We start from the raw sequence: 17,802 nt of genomic DNA, 5'->3' as shown, positions 1-17,802 counted from the left end.
TCTGGCTACTAGTCTGGGCCGCATGGACCAAGCCGGACTCACTCTCAATGGCGGTGGATGGCTCGCCCTCGCCCTCGTAAATGCCGGCCTCGCCGAGCAGAAGAATCGATCGCGATTCACCTGGTTCATCGTGTCGCTGTTCATCGGCCCGCTCGCGACCTTCCTCATCGTCGTGTGGCAACGCGCTCCGGTGGACGCGATCGAGCTCCTGCACCCGTTCTCCAACCGCAGGGATCGATGGCTCGTGCTCGGCGGGTTCGGCGTGGTCATCGCGCTGGTGCTCGGCGCCTTCGCGCTGATCGGTCTCAACTGGTACGCGGGTGGAGGGGCGATCGCCGTCTTCGCGCTCGCCCTGTGGGCACTGATGCTCTACGGTCGTGCGGCGGCCGTCGCCCGGAGCGAGTAGCGGCCATCCGGTCAGAGATCGTGCAGTGCAGAGGTTCAAAAATCGCCTGGACCCCGCGCTCCGTCAGCGTCGTCTCCACAATGCAGAGGCCCCGCGCGGTGACCGTCACCTCTCCGAGCGGGACGCCCACGAACGCACTGCTCTCGCCAGCCCGCATGGTTTGCCGGGCGACGACAGTTTTCGCGGCATCCCGAATGGTGACCTTGAGTGACAGTCCCTGTCTGCCTGCGATGGCGCCCGGACCTCGACGGTGACCGTGCCGCTGGTGGGGGCGCATCCGGAAAGCCCCATAGTGAGCGTCAGCATCGCGGCCAGAGACAGCGCAAGCGGACTTCGAACTCGGTGCATGGGGCCAGCATGCCGTGCATCGGCCCCCACCGCTAGGGTCTCAGACATGTCGATAATCGAGGGACCACTCGCTGGAATTCTCGTCGCCGACTTCTCCCGGGTTCTCGCCGGGCCGCTCGCCACGATGACGCTTGCCGATCTCGGCGCCCGCGTCATCAAGGTGGAGCGACCGGATGTCGGCGATGACACCCGCTCCTGGGGACCGCCCTTCTCCGCCACCGCCTCCACCTATTTCGACAGCGTCAACCGCAACAAGGAGTCGGTCTGTCTCGACCTCACCGAGCCTGGCGAAGTTACTCTCGCCCGCGAGCTGATCGCGCGCGCTGACGTGGTCGTCGAGAACTTCAAGCCAGGGGGCATGGAGAAGCTCGGCCTCGGCTACGAGTGGGCACGGACCGCCAACCCGGGGGTCGTGTTCGTCTCGATCTCCGGCTTCGGCAGCGCCGACGGGCGAGATCTGCTCGGCTATGACTTCGTCGTGCAGGCGCTCGGCGGGCTCATGAGCATCACCGGGGAGGCGGATGGTCCAGCGCTCAAGGCTGGCGTCGCCCTCGTCGACGTGCTGACCGCAAAGGATGCCGTGGCCGGCATTCTCGCCGCGCTTCTGCATCGGCAGTCGACCGGCATCGGCGCGCGGCTCGAGCTCAACCTGCTCTCGAGCCTGCAGGGGGCGCTGGTAAACCAGGCGCAGGCCTACCTCGGCGCCGGCGTGATCCCGGGGCGCCTCGGCAACACGCATCCGTCTATCTCGCCCTACGAGACTCTCGAATGCGCTGACGGACCGATCGCCGTCGCGTGCGGCAATGACGGCCAGTTCCGGCGCCTGGCCGCGGTGCTCGGTGCGCCGCAGCTGGCGAACGACTCGCGATTTGTCGGCAACTCCCTGCGCGTCGCCAATCGGGCCACCCTCGTGCTGCTTCTCGAAGAGCGGCTACGGCAGCACGGGGCCGCCGAGTGGCAGCGTCGGCTTACCGAGGAGGGGGTGCCGGCCGGCCGGGTCGGCACAATCGCCGACGGCCTGGAGCTCGCGAAATCCCTCGGGCTCGAACCGACGATCGAGGTCTTCGACGCGTCCGGAGTCGCGGTCGCGACGCAGGTGCGACATCCGATCACCTGGAGCCCACCCCTCACGCGCCGCAATTCCGCTCCGCCGGTGTTGGGAGAGCAGGATGCTGCGGTGCGCAAGTGGCTTGCGGGACCGGTCACCTGACGACCCTCTGCCGGCGTAGGGCGATCCACAGTGCGGCGGCGGTATCCGGGTCGGCGAGATCGGCATCGATCAGCTCGCTGGCCACTGCGATGCGATGCCGCAACGAGTTGCGGTGGATTCCGAGCTCGCGCGCCGCGCTTTCCCACTGGCCGCGATGAGCGAGGTAGCTTCGCACGGTGTCGCGCAGATCGCCCCGCGGATGCCGCGCGAGGGTATCCACCCAGGTGTCCCCCCGCGCGTCCACGGAACCATCCACATCGACAACCGTGCCGAGGGACGCGGTGCGACAGGCGAAAGCGACCGGGCCAACGGCTGCGGCCAACTCCGCGAGGGGAAGCGGCTGGCCGAGAGCGACGGCGTATTCCGCGCCGCCCGGCGACACGCCGCCCGGCGACACGCCGCCCAGCGACACGGCACCGCCGCGGCCACCGGCGGCGGCAGTCTCCGGCAGGATGACGAGACGGATGCCGTCGACCGTGGCAGTCAGTGTTCCAGCCACCGTGGCAGCGAGAGTGGACTGCGGCAGCTCCAGCGATGCCATCGCCAAGGCGAGCTCACGGGAGTGCACGGGAGACGCTGCCCGTCCGCGCACGGCCAGCAGCCGGGCGAAGTCGCCGAGCGGAGGCCGACCGGCGTGCTCGGAGGCGACGCGCGCGGCATCCACGTGTGCCCCCAGGATGAGCACGGCGATGCTTTCGCCCAGCGCCTCGGCCACCCTCGAGACCTCCCCTGCGCCCTGTGCCGTGAGCGACAACAGCATGCAGGAGGTCAGAATGAGCTGGCGGTCGGCCTTTCGCAAGCCCCGCCCGGCGCCCACCGCGAGGAACCCGACGGTGCGCTGGCCGATCGTGATCGAGTGCTCGACGACATCCATGCCGTTTAGGGGGAACGTGGCCGTCGAGTACGTACCGACCAGGTCGAACCGCGCGGATTCTGCGCGTAGTTGCGGCACGATATCCGCCGAGGCCCTTGGCCAGATCGTCTCGCGGCTACCGTCCGCTGGCAGGTACGCCGCCCAACCGCCGAGACCCTGGGCCAGTGCGGTGACGATGGCCTGCGCCGGGTCGTCACGGGTCGCTGCACGCGCCAGAGCCGTCTGAAGGCTCAGTCGCGAAGCGAGGTCGGCCTGTTCCCGCTGGCCAACCAGCTGCCAGAAGGCGCGGGAGATGTGCAGGAACGGCACGGCCGCTGGCACGAGCAGCAGGTCGAGCGCGGCATCGGAACACGCCGAAACGAGTTCTGGATCAACCCGATCCGTACCCGCACCGAGACCGAGCGCGAGCGCTGCAATGCCCGTGTGCGCCAGCCTGCCTACGTAGTCCCGAATGACGGCCGGTCCGCCTACGAGTGGAATTCCGGTGGTCAGAAGCAGCTCGCCGCCCTCGAGATAGGGCGTCGGGTCGGCAAGTTCGGAGATATGAACGCCGGTGAGTTGCTGTCGTCCGATCGGTCCAGGCGCCGCCAGCCGCAGCTCGCTGCCGAGCCGTCCACAGAGCTGCTCCAGAGTGACCATCGGTGGGCTCCTCCGACCATTTGGGATAGTTTATCTAACTTTGGGAGAACGTTAGATGAATCGACCAATGACCACACGCGAACCGCTGACTACATTGGCGTCATGGTTTCCACTTTCTCTCCCCTGCTCCAGTCTCGCCACATTTCACACCCGATCCCCGGACCGCGATCCCGACAGCTTCAGGAGCAACGAAACGGCGAGGTGAGCTCTGCATTCGGGGCCGCCCTGCCAGTCTTCATCGATCGAGCCGAGGGCGGCATCCTGCAGGATGTCGACGGCAACCGCATCATCGACTTTGCCTCCGGCATCGCCGTCACGAGTGTGGGTGCGACCAACGCGTTTGTGCAGGCCAAGGTCGCCGCCCAGCTCGATCGCTTCACCCACACCTGCTTCATGGTCACCGAGTATGAGGGATTCACCGAGGTGTGCCGCTGGTTGAACGCCCACACCCCCGGCACGTTCGACAAGCGCACCGCGCTGTTCTCTACCGGCGCCGAGGCCGTCGAGAACGCCATCAAGATTGCTCGCTCTGCCACCGGCCGGCCGAACGTGCTCGTCTTCGACGAGGGCTATCACGGTCGATCCCTGCTCACGATGGCGATGACGGCGAAGGAGAACCCCTACAAACTGGGCTTCGGTCCTTTCCCCGAGCAGATTTTCCGCGCGCCGAACGCCGCACCGCTGCGCTGGCCGGGCGGCCCCGAGAATGCCGCGAGCGAGGCCCTGGCCGCCGTCGAAGCAATCCTTGCCGAGAACGGGCCGGAGTCGTTCGCCGCCATGGTCATCGAACCGATCCAGGGCGAGGGCGGCTTCCTCGTGCCGGCCGAGGGCTTCCTGGCCGGACTGCGGAAGATCGCGGATGCCCACGGCATCGTCTTCGTCATCGACGAGATCCAGGCCGGCATGGGCCGCACCGGCACGCTCTTTGCGAGCGAGCATGACGGTGTCGAGGCCGACCTCATCGTGACCGCGAAGGCTCTCGGTGGAGGGCTTCCGCTCTCCGCGGTCACCGGTCGAACGCGGTTGATGAACGCCGTGCGGCCCGGGGGTCTCGGCGGCACTTACGCGGGCAATCCGCTGGCCTGTGCCGCGGCCCTCGGGGTCTTCGAGGCCTTCGAAGATGGATCGCTGCTCGCCAACGCTGCAACCATCGAGACCGTCGTGCGCGCCCACCTCGAGCCCCTGCTCGACTCGGTCGCCGTCGTGGCGGAGGTCCGTGGACGCGGAGCGATGCTTGCGATTGAATTCGCCGACCCCATAACTCTCGAGCCGCGGGCGGATATTGCCAAGGCGGTCGCGGCGGCCTGTCACGCCGCGGGAGTGCTGGTTCTGGTCTGCGGCACTTACGGCAACGTCATCCGGCTGCTGCCGCCACTCGTGATCGGGATCGAGCTTCTGGAGGACGGCCTGCGCGTGCTCACCGCGGCGATCGAACAGCAGGCGGCCGAGGCATCCCGTGCCCTGCAGGATGCAGCGGCGGCATGACCGAACCCGCCGTCGAACCAGCCGTCGAACCAGCCGTCGAGCCCGCACAAGACGCGAGCTTCGACCCTGCTTCCGGCGAGCGCATCGGCGGGGTCGCACATTCGACCGATGTCGAAGTTCGCCACATCCTGGACAGGGCAAATCGGGCCGCACCCGTGTTGGCCGCGTTCAGCCCCGCGACCCGACAGGCCTGGATTGCCGACGCAGTGGACGCTGTGCTCGCCGTCGCGGATGAGCTGGTCGGCCTCGCTCGCGCCGAGACCGGACTCGGCGTCGCTCGCCTCGAGGGCGAACTGAACCGGATGGCCGCAAGCGCGCGGTTCTACGCCGGCGTCGCGTGCGAGGGCAGCTACCTCGGCGCGAGCCGCGACGACCTGGACGGGGGATCCACGCTTGTCCGCTGGAACATCCCGGTCGGAGTGGTCGCCGTCTTCGGCGCGAGCAACTTTCCCTTCGGCTTCGGCATCTTCGGTCACGATGTTGCCTCCGCTCTCGCCGCAGGCTGTCCGGTGGTTGTCAAGGCCCACCCGGCCCACCCGAGGCTCAGTGTGCGACTCGGCCAGATCGTGCGGGATGCCCTGCTCAACGCCGGTGCCCCCGAGGGCACCTTCGACGTGGTGGTCGGCTTTGATTCCGGACTTCAGCTCGTCGATTCACCCGTGGTTCGCGCGGTGGCCTTCACCGGCAGCCAGCAGGCGGGGCTCGCTCTCGTTGAGCGCGGCGCCCGGCGCGGCATTCCCGTCTTCGCGGAGATGGGCACGGTGAACCCGGTGTTCGTCACGCCGGCCGCAGCCGCAGATCGCGACTCGATCGCGCAGGGATTCGTCGACTCCTTCACCCTGGGGGCCGGCCAGTTCTGCACCAAGCCCGGCCTCATCCTCGTACCGGCGAAGCACGGCTTCGTCGCCTCGATCGCCGAGGCCGTCTCGCGGGTTCCGGCCGCACCACTGCTCACTGCCGGCATTGCGGCAGCTTTTGCTCGCGGCATCGGCGAGCTCGATCCCCACGGGGCAGCGGCCAGCTCAGATTCCGTCGCCGGCTATCAGGTCACCCCGCGCGCGATTGCGGTCGACCTCGACCAGCTGACCCCCGGCTCCCGCCTGCTCGAGGAGTGCTTCGGGCCGGTGGCCCTTGTCGTGGAGTACGACGATCCCGCCGCTGCCCTCGCGGCACTCGATCGGCTGCAACCGTCGCTCACCGCCTCGGTCTTCACCGGCGGGGAGGCCGATACCGACGCCGACCTCGCCGTTCTGCAATTGACGAGGCGGGTCGGTCGCGTTGCCGTGAACACCTGGCCGACCGGGGTAGCGACGAGCTGGTCACAACAGCACGGCGGACCCTGGCCCGCCACCTCCCGCCCGGAGGCCACGAGTGTCGGTGGCGGCGGGCTCGCCCGGTTCGTGCGGCCGGTGAGCCTGCAGAACGCGACATCCATCCAGCTTCCGCCCATGCTGCAGCCGCAGAATCCCTGGAAGCTGCCCCGCCGCCTTAACGGCCGACTGGTGCCGTTCGAATGACCGCAACCGAAGGAAATACCGTGCCCGATACCTCTGACCTCATCGATGTCGACTCGCTTCTCAGCGAGTCAGAACTCGAGCTGCGCCGCACGGTGCGCGCCTTCGTCGACGCGGAGATCAAGCCGCACATCGCAGGCTGGTACGACAATGCGGAGTTTCCCATCGGCATCATCCCGCGCCTGGCTGAACTGGGACTTCTCGGTATGCACCTCGCCGGCTACGGTTGCCCCGGCCGCTCTGCGGTCGAGTACGGAATCGCCGCCCTCGAACTCGAGGCCGGCGATTCGGGGCTGCGCACCTTCGTGAGCGTGCAGGGATCGCTCGCGATGACCGCGATCCACAAGCACGGTTCCGAGGAGCAGAAGCAGGAATGGCTGCCGAGAATGGCAGCGGGCACGGCCATCGGATGCTTCGGGCTCACCGAACCGACGGCAGGCTCCGACCCCGGAAGCATGACCACCTTTGCCCGCCGAGACGGTGATGACTGGGTCATCAATGGCACAAAACGCTGGATCGGCCTCGCTTCGATCGCCGACATCGCCGTGATCTGGGCAATGACCGATGACGGCATCCGGGGCTTCCTTGTGCCCACCGGTACGGCCGGGTTCACCGCCACGGTCATTGCGCAGAAGCTCTCAATGCGTGCCTCCATCCAGTGCGAGATCGAACTCACTGAGGTGCGCCTGCCGGTATCGGCGATGCTGCCGAAGGCGAAGGGCCTGCGCGGACCATTCGAATGCCTGAACGAGGCCCGTTACGGCATCATCTGGGGCGCGATGGGTGCCGCTCGCGACAGCTACCTCGCCGCGCTCGAGTACTCACAGGAGCGCCTGCAGTTCGGCAAGCCGCTCGCCGGCTACCAGCTCACCCAGGAAAAGTTGGTGAACATGGCGCTCGAGATCAACAAGGGAACCCTGCTTGCCCTGCAGCTCGGCCGACTCAAGGATGCCGGAAAGCTGCAGCCGCACCAGATCTCGATCGGCAAGCTCAATAACTGCCGCGAGGCCATCCAGATCGCCCGGGAGGCCAGGGCCATGCTCGGTGGCAACGGCGTCACCCTCGATTACTCACCGCTGCGCCATGCCAACAACCTGGAGAGCGTGCGCACCTATGAGGGCACCGATGAGGTGCACACCCTCGTGATCGGCAACCACATCACGGGAATCCCGGCGTTCCGCTGAGGTGCGCTGCCCGGTGCCGATCAGCGCCGGGCAGCGCACCATCCGCGAACTACTTGAGGATGCGGATCATCTTGCGGTTGACGAACTCCTCAATGCCGAAGCGACCGAGTTCGCGGCCGAAGCCGCTGCGCTTGATACCACCGAAGGGTAGTTCCGGGCTATCAAGGCCGACGCCGTTGACGAAGACCATGCCGGCGTCGATCTGGTCGGCCACGCGCAGAACCTGCTCCGAGTCGGTGGAGAACAGGTAGGAGCCGAGTCCGAACGGGGTGTCGTTGGCGAGCGTGATCGCCGCGGCCTCGTCGGCCACGCTATAGACGATGGCCACCGGACCGAAGAACTCCTCGTGGTGGGCGTCCATCTCGGCGGTCACACCGGTGAGCACCACCGACGGGAAATAGGTTCCGGTGCGAGCGCCGCGAGCCACAACGGTCGCGCCCTGGGCGATGGCACGCTCCACCTGCTCGTCGAGGCGATCCGCGGCTAGGGCCGACGACAGCGGGCCGAGCACCGTGCCATCCGCCATCGGGTCTGACGGCGTCGGTTCGGTGAGCTTCGCGCTGAAGCGGGCGAGGAAGTCGTCGTACAGGTTGCCGATCACCACGAACCGCTTGGCCGCGTTACAGGCCTGGCCATTGTTGTCGATGCGGCCGGAGACGGCGGCATCCACCGTGGCATCGAGGTCATCGGTGCTGAGCAGGATGAACGGATCCGACCCGCCGAGCTCGAGCACGACCTTCTTCAGGTTGCGACCGGCGACTTCCGCCACTGCCGCTCCCGCACGCTCGGAGCCGGTAAGCGACACCCCGACGAGACGGGGATCGGCGATCAGGTCGGCGATCTGCTCATTTGAGGCGTAGATATTGGTGTACGCGTCCGCCGGGAATCCGGCGTCGTCGAAGATCTGCTCGATCGCCGCGGCGGACTCCGGGCACTGGCCCGCGTGCTTCAGCAGGATGGTGTTGCCGAGCACCAGGTTGGGTCCGGCAAACCGGGCCACCTGGTAGTAGGGAAAGTTCCACGGCATGATGCCGAGGAGCGGGCCGAGGGATGACCGGCGCACGAACGCACTGCCCTCGCCGTCGAGCAGGTCGATTTGCTCGTCGGCGAGAAACTTCTCGCCGTTCTCGGCATAGTAGGAGTAGATCGCTGCGCTGAAATCGACCTCGCCGAGGGCCTGGCCCAGCGGCTTGCCCATCTCGCGCACGATGATCTCGGCGAGTGCTTCGCGGCGTTCGGCGTGCAAGTCGGCCACCCGCTGCATGAGAGCGGTGCGCTCGGCGAGCGTGCTGGTGCGCGACCAGGTGCGGTGAGCTGAATCGGCGGCCCCGAGGGCGACATCCAGCTGGGCGTCGGTGGCCGGGGGGAAGACGGGGCCCTTGGCACCGGTCGCGGGATTGGTGACAACGTACTCGCTCATTCTTGCTCCTTGATCTGGTTCGCGGCCGGCCCGTGCACCACATCGTGCACCACATCGGGTCAACGAAACCTCACCAGAAATCTACGGGATCTCGCTGGGCAGCGCAGCAGGGACGGCGCACTCCGCGATCGGGGCTACCGTTTACCTATGGAATATCGCACATTGGGAAATAGCGGCACTGTGGTCTCGGCCCATGCCCTCGGCACCATGACCTTCGGCGCGGAGGCCGATGAACCCACCTCCCACCTCATCCTCGACGCCTTTCTTGCCGCCGGCGGCACCCTGATCGACACCGCTGATGTCTACAGCTCCGGCATCTCAGAAGAGATCATCGGTTCCTGGCTCGCCGCCCACCCGACCGACCGTGAGCAGGTGGTGATCGCCACGAAGGCACGCTTCCCCATGGGTACCGGCCCCAATGACCTGGGTCTCACCCGTCGCCACCTCGGGCGCGCGCTTGATGCATCCCTCGGCCGCCTCGGGGTGGAGCAGATCGACCTCTATCAGATGCACGCGTGGGACGCCCTGACCCCGATCGAGGAGACCCTCGGCTTTCTCAATGACGCGGTTGTCAAGGGCAAGATCGCCTACTACGGTTTCTCCAACTACCTGGGCTGGCAGCTGACCAAGGCGGTGCACGTCGCGAAGGCCCACGGCTGGGCCGCGCCCGTCACCCTGCAGCCTCAGTACAGCCTGCTGGTGCGCGACATCGAGCACGAAGTCGTTCCCGCGGCCCTCGATGCGAACATCGGACTTTTGCCCTGGTCACCCCTCGGCGGCGGCTGGCTGAGCGGAAAGTACGTGCGCGACCAGGCTCCGACCGGTGCCACCCGCCTCGGCGAGAACCCCGAGCGCGGAATGGAGGCCTGGAAGCAGCGCAACGCGCGCGAGCAGACCTGGACCATCATCAAGACGGTCACATCGATTGCGGATGCTCACGGCGCAAGTTCCTCGCAGGTGGCCCTCGCCTGGCTCGGTGCCCAGCCCGCTGTGACCTCGGTGATTCTCGGAGCCCGCACCGTGGTCCAGCTCGCCGACAACCTCGGTGCGGTCGACCTGCAGCTCTCGTCCGACGAACTCGCCAGCCTCACCGCGGCGAGCGCGCCCCGCGCTGATGACTATCCCTATGGGGTGGGAGGCGTTGCCCAGCGCAACCGCAATCTGGCGGGTGGGCGCTGAGAGTCAGCTCTGGCAGTGCCGTCCGGCGGTGCCGGTGGCACCCGGAACGTGACAGAGGGTGACGCGGCCATCATGAACTCGGTGCTCCGCAGTCGGTGATCTCACCGGCACGTGCTCATCGATCGATTGTGCACTTCATGTCGAAAAGGGCCGAATCGGGGATATACCCGGTCGACCCTTTTCGCCCCACTGTGCGCGAGGGGGGACTTGAACCCCCATGCCCTTACGGGCACACGGACCTGAACCGTGCGCGTCTGCCAATTTCGCCACTCGCGCAGACCTTGCGAGATTACCACAGCGACGGAGCTGCCTGAGTGCCACCCGCCGATACCCGCGTCACAGGGCGGACGGCTAACATCTACCTAGTTATCTACACATAACCACCGTCGACGAGGGAGCCTCTTGGGCCTGCTGGACAGCTTCGAGAAGGGCTTGGAGCGCGCCGTCAACGGGGCGTTTGCCAAGACCTTCAAGTCTGGCCTGCAGCCGATCGAGATCACCTCTGCCCTGCGCCGGGAGCTCGACACCAAGGCCGCGGTCGTCGCGCGCGACCGCATCCTGGTACCCAACAGGTTCACGGTGCGCCTCTCGAACGTCGACTACGCCAAGATGACGGCCATCGGCCCCACCCTCGTCGACGAACTCAGTCGGCTCGTGCAGCAGCACGCCGCCGCCCAGCACTACCAGTTCTCCGGCGGCATCAGCATCACCCTGGCCGAAGATCCCGCCCTCATCCAGGGCGTGCTCGGCATCGACTCCGTGAGCGTCAAGGGCACCGTCGCCTGGACCCCGGTGTTGGATGTCGCGGGCAAGCGTTACCCCATCGTAAAGAGTCGCACGATTATCGGGCGAGGCAGCGACTCTGACATCACGGTGGAAGACACCGGCATCTCCCGCAAGCACGTCGAGATCCTCTGGGACGGCACCCGAGCCGAGGTCAATGACCTCGGCTCCACCAACGGTTCGCAGCTCAACGGTTCCCCCGTTCACAAAGCGCCACTCGCCCCCGATTCCGTCATCAACATCGGAAGAACCCGTATTGTGTTCCGGGTGCTCGCCCAATCAGCGTCGGTTGACCAGTTCTCCGATCTCCGCGCCGACGACGACGGTGTCGGCGGCCGTCGATGAGTGAACTCACCCTCCTTCTTCTGCGGTTCGGCTTCCTCTTCATCCTCTGGGTTTTTGTCTTCGCCGTCGTCTACGCGCTCCGCACCGACCTGTTCGGGCAGCGCGCGCGGCGCCTCCCCGCGGATGTCGCGGCCGGCCAGCCGTTCGTGGCGTCGGCCGTCGCTCCATCCGTGACGTTCTCCACTCCCGCTCCAGCCTGGAATCCGGGATCGGCCTCCGACGCCACCGAGGCGTTCTCAGTCCAGTCAGACCGAGCACAGCCACCCCGAGCACAGTCCTCGACCGCTATCGCAACCCGGCTCGTGATCACCTCCGGGCCGAAGGAAGGGCTCGAACTCACCCTTCCGACGGAGCCGCTCACCATCGGCCGGTCGAGCGAGAGCGGTCTCGTCATTCGCGACGACTACACCTCTACCCACCACGCGCGACTCATGCACTGGAGTGAGGACTGGGTGATCCAGGACCTAGACTCGACCAACGGCACGTTCCTCAACGGCACTCGGGTTACCCTTCCCACACCGGTACCGCTCAACACTCCGGTTCGGATCGGCACGACCAGTTTCGAACTTCGGCGGTAGGTGAATGGCCACATCGAGCAAGAGCACGGCCGTTTCGCACGTCGGAAAGATACGGGCGAACAACCAGGACTCGGGCTATGCGGGCACGCAGCTCTTCGTCGTCGCCGACGGAATGGGCGGTCACGCGGGCGGTGACGTCGCCTCGGCGATCGCACTGAAGCGGGTGATGGAAGCCGACCGGCAGTTCGCCTCGGCCGCAGATGCCGAATTCGCGCTCCAGTCCGCCCTCAGCGCCGCCAACACGATGCTCGCCGAGACCGTCTTCGAGCATCCCGAACTCACCGGAATGGGCACAACGGTCAGCGCAATCCTGCGCTCCGGCTCCCAGATCGCCATCGCGCATATCGGCGACTCCCGCATTTACCTGCTGCGGGATGGCACGCTCAAACAGATCACCGCCGACCACACTTTCGTGCAGCGTTTGGTCGACAGCGGCCGCATCACTCCCGAGGAAGCGGCGGTTCACCCCCGGCGCTCGGTATTGATGCGGGTGCTCGGCGATGTCGATGCCGCCCCCGAAATCGACACCACGGTGTTCGACGTTCTCGCCGGTGACCGCTGGCTGCTGTGCTCCGACGGCCTGTCGAGCTACGTCTCGGACGACAAAATCGCTCAGGCTCTCAAATCACATCCCGCCGTGAGGGATGCCGCGGACCGCCTGGTGAAAGAGAGCCTCGACCAGGGTGCCCCCGATAATGTGACCGTGGTGGTCGTGGATATCGACGAGAGCGGTGAGTCTGCCTCCGTTCCGGTCATCGTGGTCGGGTCCGCCGCCGCGCCACTCTCCTTCGAGGGCGAGTCGGGCCGCCGTCCGCTGCGCCTGCCCACGCTGTTGCTGCATCCGCTCAAGTTGACCCAGGCGCACGAAGACAGCCACTTCGAGCCGGAATCCGACGAATATCTCGACGAGCTGATCCTCGAAGACCGCCGCCGTGCCCGCCGCCGCCGCATCACCTGGCTGGTCGGCGTCGTCGTGATTGTCGCACTCATCGCGGCCGCCCTGGTTGTGGGATACCGCTGGTCGCAGTCCCTGTACTACGTGGGAGCTGATGGCCAAACCGTGGCTATTTACCGCGGCATCCAGCAGGACCTCGGCCCGATCTCGCTGCACAGCGTTTACTCCCAGACGAGCGTTCGGCTGAACACCCTGCCGAGCTACACCCGCAAGACCGTCGAAGACACCATCAGTGCCGCCGACCTTGCCGACGCAACAGCGATCATCAAGCGACTGACAGATGCCACCAAGTAGAGCTGCATTGTGACCAGCCCCGACGCCATCACTCAGATCGTGCGCCCGGCCACCGATACCGGCGCGCTGTCGACCTTCACGAGCACCATCCGGCTGCGGCTGCGAGTGCCCGCAAAGCTGCGCAACCTCGAGCTCGTGTTGTTGGTCTTCGCCTTCGCCATCGTTGGCGCCTCCATAGCGCTGGTCGAACTGGGTGCCCTCGGCAGCGTGCAGGGCCCAGTGCTCGCCCTCGGTGCTGGCCTCGGCGTCATCACCCTGATCATCCATGTGGCCCTTCGCTTCGCGGCTCCACAGGCCGATCCGTTTCTCCTTCCGATCAGCACCATGCTCAACGGCCTCGGTATCGCGGAGATCTACCGGCTCGACATCTCCAAAAATCTTTCGGGCTGGGGGGCGGCTGGCGTGCGGCAGATCGCCTGGGCCGCCATGGCCATGCTGCTCGCTCTCGCGGTGCTGCTGCTGATTCGCAATCATCGGGTTCTGCAGCGATACAGCTACATCGCGATGTTCGTCGGAATCGTGCTGTTGCTCTTGCCCATGCTGCCGGGAATCGGCCAGAACATCAACGGAGCTCAACTCTGGATCCACGTTGGGAGCTTCAGTTTTCAACCCGGAGAGCTCGCCAAGATTGCGCTGGCCGTCTTCTTCGCCGGCTACCTGGTGACAGCGCGCGACAGCCTCTCCCTCGTCGGTAGAAAGTTTCTCGGGATGCGCTTTCCGCGCGTGCGGGACCTCGGCCCGATCCTTGTGATCTGGCTCGCCGCGATGGTCGTGTTGGTGTTTCAGCATGACCTGGGGATGGCGCTTCTTTTCTTCGGCCTCTTTCTTGTGATGATCTATGTCGCGACGGGGCGCTTGAGCTGGGTCATCCTTGGTCTCGCACTTTTTATTGGTGGTGTGCTCGTCGCCAGCCGCCTGCTCGGCTATGTGCAGGCGCGCTTCGAATCCTGGCTCGATGCCTTCAATCCGAAGGTCTACGACGCGGTCGGTGGCAGCTATCAGATCGTGCAGGGCATCTTCGGATTCGCCCATGGCGGCCTGATCGGCACCGGGTGGGGCCGGGGCAGCCCGGGAATCGTGCCACTCGCCGAGAGCGACTACATCATCGCGAGCCTCGGTGAGGAACTCGGCCTGGCCGGCCTCTTCGCCATCCTCGCCCTCTACCTGCTCTTCGTGTCACGGGGGTTCCGGATCGGATTCGTCGGCCAGGATGATTTCGGCAGGCTGCTGGGGGTCGGGCTTTCATTCGTCATCGCGCTGCAGGTATTCATCGTGCTCGGCGGGGTAACCCGGGTGATCCCGCTCACCGGTCTTACGACGCCGTTCCTCGCGGCCGGAGGTTCATCGCTTGTTGCCAACTGGATCATCGTGGCCCTGCTGCTGAGACTTTCTGACAGCGTGCGCACCCAGCCGCAATTGGTGGTGGAGTAATGGATCGACAGCTCAAGCGCGTGACTGTCGCCGTGATGCTCATGTTCCTCGCCGTGTTCACCTCCACTACGATCATCACCGTGTTCCAGGTGGACGCACTCAACGCTGACAGCCGGAACACACGCACCCTGAATGACAGCTACTCGGCCGAGCGCGGCCCGATCCTCGTCAACGGCCAGGCCATCGCCGAATCGAAGCCCGCCGCCGATAAGTACAAGTTCCAGCGGGTCTACGCCAACCCACAGCTCTACTCCTCTGTCACCGGCTATTTCACCCTCAATCAGGGCAACACCGGCGTGGAGGGTGCCCTGAACAGCTACCTGAGCGGCACAGCGAACGACCAGTTCCTCACGAAGGTCAACTCGATCCTTACCGGGCAGAAACCCAAGGGCGGATCGGTCTCGCTCACCATCGACCCGAAGGTGCAGCAGGCGGCCTGGGATGCCCTCGGCAACAATTCCGGCGCCGTTGTCGCCCTCAATCCGCGCACCGGGGCGATCCTGGCCATGGTGTCGAAGGCCACCTACGACCCCAACCTGCTGGCCTCCCACAACTCGAACGATGTGATCAGTGCTTACCAGAAACTGCTGGCCGACCCCACGAAGCCCCTGATCAATCGCGCCATCTCCGGCGACCTCTACTACCCGGGATCGGTGTTCAAGCTGGTCACCACCTCCGCCGCCCTGGACAGCGGCAAGTACAAGCCAGAAGACACCTTCCCCAACCCGAGCACCCTCACTCTCACTGGCACCTCTACCCCAATCAACAACGCGGAGGGTGGCAGTTGCGGTGGGCAGGCCACTGTTTCAATTGCGGATGCCCTGAGGCTCAGCTGCAATATCCCGATGGCCCAGCTCGGTGCCGCCCTCGGGGGCGATGTGCTCAAAAAGTACGCCTCCGCATACGGTTATGGCCAGAAGCTCTCCATCCCGATGAGGGTCACACCGAGCATCTACAACGTCGGGGACACCGCCCAGGTGCAACTCTCCGCCTTCGGACAGTTCGAAGATCGCGTCACCCCGCTACAGGTGGCGATGACGTCGGCAGCCATTGCCAACGGCGGTTCGCTCATGCAGCCCACTCTCGTCAAAGAGATCACGGCGCCGGACCTCACGGTGATCCAGCCGTTCCAGCAGAAGGTGTTCAGCCAGCCGATCACACCAGCCACCAGCGCCACCCTGACGCAGCTCATGATCAACAACGTCAACAGCGGGGCTGCCAGTAATGCAAGAATTAGTGGTGTTGATGTGGCAGGCAAAACGGGGACCGCGCAGAACGGCGACGGCAAGCCCTACACCCTGTGGTTCACCGGATTCGCCCCCGCAAACGACCCGCAGGTTGCCGTAGCGGTGGTCGTTGAAAACGGAACAAGCTTCGGCAATGCGGTCGCGGCTCCAATCGCGAAAAAGGTTATAGAGGCGGTGCTTGGCAAATGAGACCCACGAGTGGCCTCACTTTCGGGGGACGTTACCAGCTCTCCAGCCGAGTCGCCATCGGGGGCATGGGCGAGGTTTGGCAGGCCACCGACCTGGTGATCGGGCGCACCGTCGCCATCAAGATCCTCAAGGACGAGTACCTCGGTGACCCCGGCTTTCTCGAGCGTTTTCGGGCCGAGGCGCGCCATGCCGCACTGGTCAACCATGAGGGCATTGCCAACGTCTTCGACTACGGCGAGGAAGAGGGAAGCGCCTATCTCGTGATGGAGTTGGTGCCAGGAGAAGCCCTGTCCACCATCCTCGAGCGCGAACGAGTGCTCTCCACCGACCGGGTGCTCGACATCGTGGCCCAGACCGCATCCGCACTGCACGCCGCACACTCGGCTGGCCTTGTACATCGCGACATCAAGCCGGGGAACCTGCTGATCACTCCGGATGGCCGCGTCAAGATCACCGACTTCGGTATTGCCCGGATCGCCGACCAAGTGCCGCTCACGGCCACCGGCCAGGTGATGGGCACCGTGCAATATCTCTCACCGGAGCAGGCCAGCGGACACCCCGCCTCGCCCACCACCGACATCTACTCGCTCGGCATCGTCGCGTACGAAGCCCTCGCGGGCAAACGGCCGTTCACGGGCGAGTCGCAGGTGGCGATCGCCATGGCTCAGATCAACGAGGCTCCACCCGAGCTGCCGATCACCGTGTCCGAGCCCGTGCGCAATCTCGTGTACGCCTGCATTGCCAAGAACCCGGCCGATCGCCCCGCCTCCGCAGCACACCTCGCTCGAGCAGCCCAGGCGCTCCGCCGCGGGGATGTTGCGGGCGCGGCATCCGCGGTACCGGGCGTGCTCGGTGCTGGCACCCTCCCCGCCCTGCTGCGGGAGAACCCGGCAACCCAGGCCACCCGTCTGCTCACCACGGCCAACGCGGTCGAGTCGGGACCCCCGACGACTCCGGTGCCCACCAAGTCCCGCAGTCCCTGGACCTGGCCACTGATCGCGCTTGTCGCGATTCTCGTCGTGGTGCTTGTCGGTACCCTGATCACCCTGGTGGCGAATCCGTCTCCCGCGCCGAGTTCGTCCCCCACCACTCCATCGCAGACACCGTCGCCCACCCCCACGGCACCGTCGCCCACCCCCACGAGCAACATCGTCAATATCGGCCCGACCATGTTCATCGGTGAGAAGTTGGCCGAAGTGCAAGCGCAGCTCGACAAGCTCGAACTCGGTGCCAATATGGTGCCAGATGCGACGCCAGCGCCCGACGCGTCGAAGGTGGGTACCGCCTACTTTGTGAACCCCACCGGCAATGTACGCAAGAACGACACCATCACGGTGCGGTTCTACGGGGATGTGCCCGCGACGGCAAGCCAACCCGCTGCCCTCACCGCGACCAAACCGACGGTGACCAATATCGTCACCGTCACGATTCCACCCTATAGCGGCTGTCCCTCGGGTTCGACTCTGCAAAACTTCACTTTCATCGCAAGCGCTCCCTCGACCTTTGCTCCGGCTAACCCGGTGCCGCCGACGACCACCAGTCTCACCTGGACCCTCGCTCCAAACACCGGCAGCAGCACACAACCCACTCAGAACACCATGAGTTACGTCGCCCAGTGCTCCGGCGGGCCGTCTCCCTCATCCGCAACGCTCACCATTCCCTCGTTCGCACCCTAGCTAGCCAGCAGGCTGCTAGACCCCGACGCATTACACTGACAGGGT

The 17,802-nt window shown here is 65.8% G+C and carries 14 protein-coding genes and 1 tRNA gene; 12 read left to right on the top strand and 3 right to left on the bottom strand.

The window, feature by feature from the left end; translation table 11 throughout:
* The first annotated feature begins 22 nt into the window (after positions 1-22).
* Entirely contained in the window at positions 23-406 is a 384-nt protein-coding gene (locus RCH11_RS14325; protein WP_327057687.1) for a hypothetical protein, read from the top strand.
* 394 nt (positions 407-800) lie between these two features.
* Positions 801-1,964 carry a CaiB/BaiF CoA transferase family protein gene (locus RCH11_RS14320; RefSeq protein ID WP_327057686.1) on the top strand — a complete coding sequence of 388 codons (1,164 nt, stop codon included), beginning with the start codon at positions 801-803 and terminating at the stop codon, positions 1,962-1,964.
* Here RCH11_RS14320 and RCH11_RS14315 read toward each other — a convergent pair.
* Positions 1,957-3,477, bottom strand: coding sequence for a PucR family transcriptional regulator ligand-binding domain-containing protein (locus RCH11_RS14315; protein ID WP_327057685.1), 1,521 nt, complete (start codon positions 3,475-3,477; stop codon positions 1,957-1,959). The genes RCH11_RS14320 and RCH11_RS14315 overlap by 8 nt on opposite strands.
* A 102-nt stretch (positions 3,478-3,579) precedes the next feature.
* On the opposite strand from RCH11_RS14315, the gene RCH11_RS14310 reads away from it, so the two are divergent.
* Genes RCH11_RS14310 through RCH11_RS14300 form a run of 3 tightly spaced genes read left to right on the top strand, consistent with a single transcriptional unit; the run spans position 3,580 to position 7,660 of the window.
* The gene (locus RCH11_RS14310; RefSeq protein ID WP_327057684.1) at positions 3,580-4,962 is read left to right on the top strand and encodes an aminotransferase class III-fold pyridoxal phosphate-dependent enzyme; all 1,383 of its coding nucleotides are present in this window, start codon (positions 3,580-3,582) and stop codon (positions 4,960-4,962) included.
* Positions 4,959-6,479 carry an aldehyde dehydrogenase family protein gene (locus RCH11_RS14305; RefSeq protein WP_327057683.1) on the top strand — a complete coding sequence of 507 codons (1,521 nt, stop codon included), beginning with the start codon at positions 4,959-4,961 and terminating at the stop codon, positions 6,477-6,479. Before RCH11_RS14310 ends, RCH11_RS14305 begins: the two co-directional genes overlap by 4 nt.
* The gene (locus RCH11_RS14300) at positions 6,476-7,660 is read left to right on the top strand and encodes an acyl-CoA dehydrogenase family protein (protein ID WP_327057682.1); all 1,185 of its coding nucleotides are present in this window, start codon (positions 6,476-6,478) and stop codon (positions 7,658-7,660) included. Before RCH11_RS14305 ends, RCH11_RS14300 begins: the two co-directional genes overlap by 4 nt.
* A 49-nt stretch (positions 7,661-7,709) precedes the next feature.
* Here RCH11_RS14300 and RCH11_RS14295 read toward each other — a convergent pair whose 3' ends face one another.
* The gene (locus tag RCH11_RS14295) at positions 7,710-9,080 is read right to left on the bottom strand and encodes an NAD-dependent succinate-semialdehyde dehydrogenase (RefSeq protein ID WP_327057681.1); all 1,371 of its coding nucleotides are present in this window, start codon (positions 9,078-9,080) and stop codon (positions 7,710-7,712) included.
* Positions 9,081-9,227: 147 nt separating this feature from the next.
* Between RCH11_RS14295 and RCH11_RS14290 the strand changes: the two genes are divergently transcribed.
* Positions 9,228-10,259: an aldo/keto reductase gene (locus RCH11_RS14290; protein ID WP_327057680.1), complete on the top strand. Its 1,032-nt coding sequence runs from the start codon at positions 9,228-9,230 to the stop codon at positions 10,257-10,259.
* Positions 10,260-10,451: 192 nt separating this feature from the next.
* Here RCH11_RS14290 and RCH11_RS14285 read toward each other — a convergent pair.
* Positions 10,452-10,535, bottom strand: a tRNA-Leu gene (locus RCH11_RS14285).
* A gap of 126 nt (positions 10,536-10,661) precedes the next feature.
* On the opposite strand from RCH11_RS14285, the gene RCH11_RS14280 reads away from it, so the two are divergent.
* From RCH11_RS14280 to RCH11_RS14255, 6 genes are read left to right on the top strand one after another with little or no spacing between them, the layout of a single operon-like run.
* Positions 10,662-11,387, top strand: coding sequence for a DUF3662 and FHA domain-containing protein (locus tag RCH11_RS14280; protein ID WP_327057679.1), 726 nt, complete (start codon positions 10,662-10,664; stop codon positions 11,385-11,387).
* Entirely contained in the window at positions 11,384-11,965 is a 582-nt protein-coding gene (locus RCH11_RS14275) for an FHA domain-containing protein FhaB/FipA (RefSeq protein WP_327057678.1), read from the top strand. Before RCH11_RS14280 ends, RCH11_RS14275 begins: the two co-directional genes overlap by 4 nt.
* A gap of 4 nt (positions 11,966-11,969) precedes the next feature.
* Entirely contained in the window at positions 11,970-13,214 is a 1,245-nt protein-coding gene (locus tag RCH11_RS14270; RefSeq protein WP_327057677.1) for a Stp1/IreP family PP2C-type Ser/Thr phosphatase, read from the top strand.
* Positions 13,215-13,253: 39 nt separating this feature from the next.
* Positions 13,254-14,645 carry an FtsW/RodA/SpoVE family cell cycle protein gene (locus RCH11_RS14265; protein ID WP_327057738.1) on the top strand — a complete coding sequence of 464 codons (1,392 nt, stop codon included), beginning with the start codon at positions 13,254-13,256 and terminating at the stop codon, positions 14,643-14,645.
* On the top strand, positions 14,645-16,081 hold the full coding sequence (locus tag RCH11_RS14260; protein WP_327057676.1) for a peptidoglycan D,D-transpeptidase FtsI family protein: 1,437 nt from the start codon (positions 14,645-14,647) through the stop codon (positions 16,079-16,081). Before RCH11_RS14265 ends, RCH11_RS14260 begins: the two co-directional genes overlap by 1 nt.
* On the top strand, positions 16,078-17,757 hold the full coding sequence (locus tag RCH11_RS14255) for a serine/threonine-protein kinase (RefSeq protein WP_327057675.1): 1,680 nt from the start codon (positions 16,078-16,080) through the stop codon (positions 17,755-17,757). Before RCH11_RS14260 ends, RCH11_RS14255 begins: the two co-directional genes overlap by 4 nt.
* The last annotated feature ends 45 nt before the right edge of the window (positions 17,758-17,802 follow it).

Source organism: Glaciihabitans sp. GrIS 2.15 (assembly GCF_035984695.1).
GTDB lineage: Bacteria > Actinomycetota > Actinomycetes > Actinomycetales > Microbacteriaceae > Lacisediminihabitans.
The sequence above is the reverse complement of the archived record's forward strand: the minus strand, read 5'-3'. Positions and strand labels throughout refer to the sequence as shown.